Origin of the sequence: Nesterenkonia massiliensis (assembly GCF_000455245.1) — a bacterium.
Lineage (GTDB): Bacteria > Actinomycetota > Actinomycetes > Actinomycetales > Micrococcaceae > Nesterenkonia > Nesterenkonia rhizosphaerae.
The window spans coordinates 357989-361222 of record NZ_HG005165.1; the positions used below are offsets into that span (position 1 = coordinate 357989).

At 64.2% G+C, this 3234-nt stretch carries 5 protein-coding genes; 4 read left to right on the plus strand and 1 reads right to left on the minus strand.

What is annotated here, in order from left to right; all coding sequences use genetic code 11:
* The 4 genes from TX78_RS01635 to TX78_RS01650 form a co-directional block, all read left to right on the plus strand.
* The coding region (locus TX78_RS01635; RefSeq protein WP_044493014.1) for a hypothetical protein at positions 1–705 on the plus strand (705 nt) is incomplete at its 5' end.
* A gap of 57 nt (positions 706–762) precedes the next feature.
* Positions 763–1302 carry an NUDIX hydrolase family protein gene (locus tag TX78_RS01640; protein ID WP_044493016.1) on the plus strand — a complete coding sequence of 180 codons (540 nt, stop codon included), beginning with the start codon at positions 763–765 and terminating at the stop codon, positions 1300–1302.
* Positions 1299–1763 (plus strand): hypothetical protein, encoded by a 465-nt coding sequence (locus TX78_RS01645; RefSeq protein WP_044493018.1) that lies wholly within the window; start codon positions 1299–1301, stop codon positions 1761–1763. Before TX78_RS01640 ends, TX78_RS01645 begins: the two co-directional genes overlap by 4 nt.
* A 45-nt stretch (positions 1764–1808) precedes the next feature.
* Positions 1809–3056, plus strand: a complete 1248-nt coding sequence (locus TX78_RS01650; RefSeq protein WP_044493532.1) for an acyl-CoA dehydrogenase family protein — start codon at positions 1809–1811, stop codon at positions 3054–3056.
* Here TX78_RS01650 and TX78_RS14095 read toward each other — a convergent pair.
* Positions 3053–3234, minus strand: a 182-nt coding sequence (locus TX78_RS14095; protein WP_276508317.1) for a glycine cleavage T C-terminal barrel domain-containing protein, incomplete at its 5' end; no start/stop codon positions are given. The two genes, TX78_RS01650 and TX78_RS14095, sit on opposite strands and share 4 nt — an antisense overlap.

Consider the following 3234-nt stretch of genomic DNA (forward strand, 5'->3'; position numbering starts at 1 on the left):
GAGGGATGGTTCTCCGGCGAGCTCGCGCTACTCTCTCCCGACCACAACATGTACTGGCTGTGGCCCATTCTGGTGATCGGGCTGGGCACACATGCGGTTTTTCAATGGCAGAGCTCCCAGCGGTCCACGCCCCGCCAGCGCCGCTCGGGCTGGCTGGTGGGCACCGCGTCCGGGCTGATGCTGGTGATCACCGCGGCCATGCACTTCGGGTTGTTCACTCTGGGCGCGCTAGCCGCCATAGCTGTGGCTTTGACCCTGCTGGATGCCATCCGTCAGTTCAACCTGCACACCGCACGCAACACCACAGAACGTCGGCTCACCGACGGGATCATCGGCTTGTTCTTCGGTTTCGCCCTGGTGCAGGCCATGAGCTTCATCTCGATATGGCTGACCGCCCACGGCTGGAGCATTCCGGGCATCCCAGCACTGCTGTGGGCGCTGATCGGGCTGTTCATCTGCGTCTGGACCGCGGCCTTCTACTCGATGACCGAGCGTGGCCGCATCACCATCGCACTGGGGCTGGGCTGGGGCATGTTCTGGCTGATCTTCCCGCGACTACTGACCGAGGTCACCAGCGTGTGGGTCGCCATCGGTGCGGCCATGGGCGCCTTCATCGTTATTCTGTGCACCCAGTCCCGCCGCCACCGGATCAACCACGCCGAACGACGCGCTGCTATGGGACGTCCGCTGGAAGACATCATCTGAGTCAGCAGCGTCGCTGCGGTGGGCGGGGAAACGCCGCCACATGAGACTATAGGTGGCATGGCAGTACGCACCCCTGACCCGAACCCCGGATGGCTCAGCGAGGAGGACCTCTATGAGGCCCGCCGTCGTCTCCCCATAGTCTATGTGGAAGCAATTCCAGTCCGTCTGGACGCCCTCGGCTACGTCACCGAGATCGGCATGCTCTACACCGCCGACGACGACGGCCAGTTCTTCCGCACCGTGGTCTCCGGACGAGTGATGTATCGCGAAACCATCCGTGCCGCCCTGCTGCGTCATATCGAGAAGGACCTTGGCTCCCTGGCGCTTCCGCAGCTGCCCCCGTCGCCGGCGCCCTTCACCGTGGCCGAGTACTTCCCCTACCCCTCTGAGACGGGGCTGGTCGATGACCGCCAGCATGCGGTCTCGCTGGCTTATGTTGTTCCGGTCAGTGGAGAGTGCTCCGCCCGGCAGGACGCGCTGGAACTGTCCTGGCTGACGCCGGAACAAGCGCTTTCGGCAGAGGTACAGGCTGAGTTCCTCGGCGGCCGTGAACAACTGATCCGCCAGGCACTGGCGCATGTGGGGTATATCGGATGACCACCCCCGCTCCTGAAAAATCGGGCGGACGACGGCGCCCGGCCCGCTCTTCCGCGGACTCCCCCTCACCACAGCTGAAGCTGGGGCTCACCGGCTGGTTCGTGTCCTGGCTGGTGCCCACTGCCATTATGGGCGGACTGCTGCTGGGTCTGTCGTTTGTTCCCGGGCTCGACGGCGAAGGCTATATGGCACCGCTGATCCCGCTGTTGGGCGCGGCTGCCGTCGTCGTCGGTATCCCAGGAACGTTGCTGGTGGGCTGGATATACCGCCACAACCTCAACCCGGTGGTGCATGTGCTTGGTTATGTTGCCGTGGGACTGCTCTATGGGCCCGTGGTGCTCTTCGCCGGGGTGGGCGGCCTGATGCCGATGCTGATACCAATTATTGGATTCCCCGCTGGCGTTCTGCTGGGCCTGGGACGCTGGGCGGCGCAGCCGCTGGCGCGCACTGTTCCTGAATAAAGACGCGACTGGCACAGCTAGTAACTGGTGGGTAACATGTGGGCTATGACACATGTGCCCGACGCCTCCACTGATCCTGTCTATGACCTCACCACTCCGCGGGACTTGGACTACTACGGCGTCTTCGCCGATATTCCCGACCAGGACCGCCAGTGGTGGGAGCGCGCCCGGACGTTCAGCGCCGGACTCGACGATCGCATGAGCCAGCACTGGGAGAAGGCCGAGTACCCGCTGGACCTCGTCCGAGAAGCGGGGCGTCTGGGCCTGCTCACCGACGGCGTCGACGTCGGTGATGTCCAGGCCGAGAATATCGAGACTCTCACCCCGCTGGCTGCCGGACTGGTCAATATGGAGACATCCCGCGCCGATGGCTCACTAGGCACCGCCCTGGCCGTCCAGGGCGGGTTGGCTCTGCGCACGCTCGCGCTCTTCGGCTCCGCGGAACAGAAAGCCGAGCATCTCACCCCACTGGCCACCGCGGAGACCCTGGGTGCCTTTGCTCTCACCGAACCCACGCACGGCTCCGACTCGGTGTCCCTGGAGACCACCGCGACTCTCCACGGCAGCGAGGAGAACGGTCACTACGTCATCAACGGGGCAAAAAAATGGATCGGCAATGGTGCCTCCGGCGGCATCACCTTCACCTGGGCCCGGGTCTCCGGGGGAAGCCATGACGGTCAGGTGCGCTGCTTCCTCATCCCGCAGGACACTCCGGGGTACCGCGCCGAAGTCATCGGCGGCAAGCTGAGCCTGCGCGCAATACATCAGGCCCTGATCCAGTACGACGACGTCAACGTACCTGCTGATGCAGTACTGCCCGGGGCCACCAGCTTCAAAGATGCCTCCAGAGTGCTCTTCGCCACCCGGCTGGGCGTGGCCTGGTCTGCAGTAGGCCACGCGGCCGCCGTCGTGGAGACTGCGCTGTCCTACTCCACCCAGCGCGTGCAGTTCTCCAAACCACTGGCCCGCTTCCAGCAGGTCCAGGAACGGCTGACCTGGATGACCTCAGAACTGACAAGCATGCAGCTCCATGCCCGGAAGGTGACTGAGCTCGACGCTGCAGGCAAACTCAGCGGCCCGCAGGCCTCCATGGCGAAGTATCACAACACTCGTAAGGCGCGAGCACTGGCGCAGACCGCTCGAGACATGCTCGGCGGCAACGGCATCCTGCTGCAGAACAAGGTGGCCCGGCATCTTGCCGATATTGAAGCCATCCACACCTACGAGGGCACCGAATCGGTGCAGTCGCTGATCATTGGCCGCGACCTCACCGGCTACTCGGCCTTCGCCTAAGCGGCTCGGCGTCGGTAGAACGGTAGGGGCACCACGTCGAATGGCTGCGCTTTGCCACGTACATCAACCTGCACAGCCGTACCCGGCTCGGTGGAATCGATATCCACATAAGCCATGGCCACGGGATAGCCCAGCGTGGGACTCAGCACGCCTGAGGTGACCACGCCTATCTGATCAC

What these genes read in the sequence shown, in the direction of transcription:
- TX78_RS01645 (WP_044493018.1), top strand. Translation starts at nt 1,299, where the DNA reads ATGACCACCCCCGCTCCTGAAAAATCGGGCGGACGACGGCGCCCGGCC.
- TX78_RS01650 (WP_044493532.1), top strand. Translation starts at nt 1,809, where the DNA reads ATGACACATGTGCCCGACGCCTCCACTGATCCTGTCTATGACCTCACC.
- TX78_RS01640 (WP_044493016.1), top strand. Translation starts at nt 763, where the DNA reads ATGGCAGTACGCACCCCTGACCCGAACCCCGGATGGCTCAGCGAGGAG.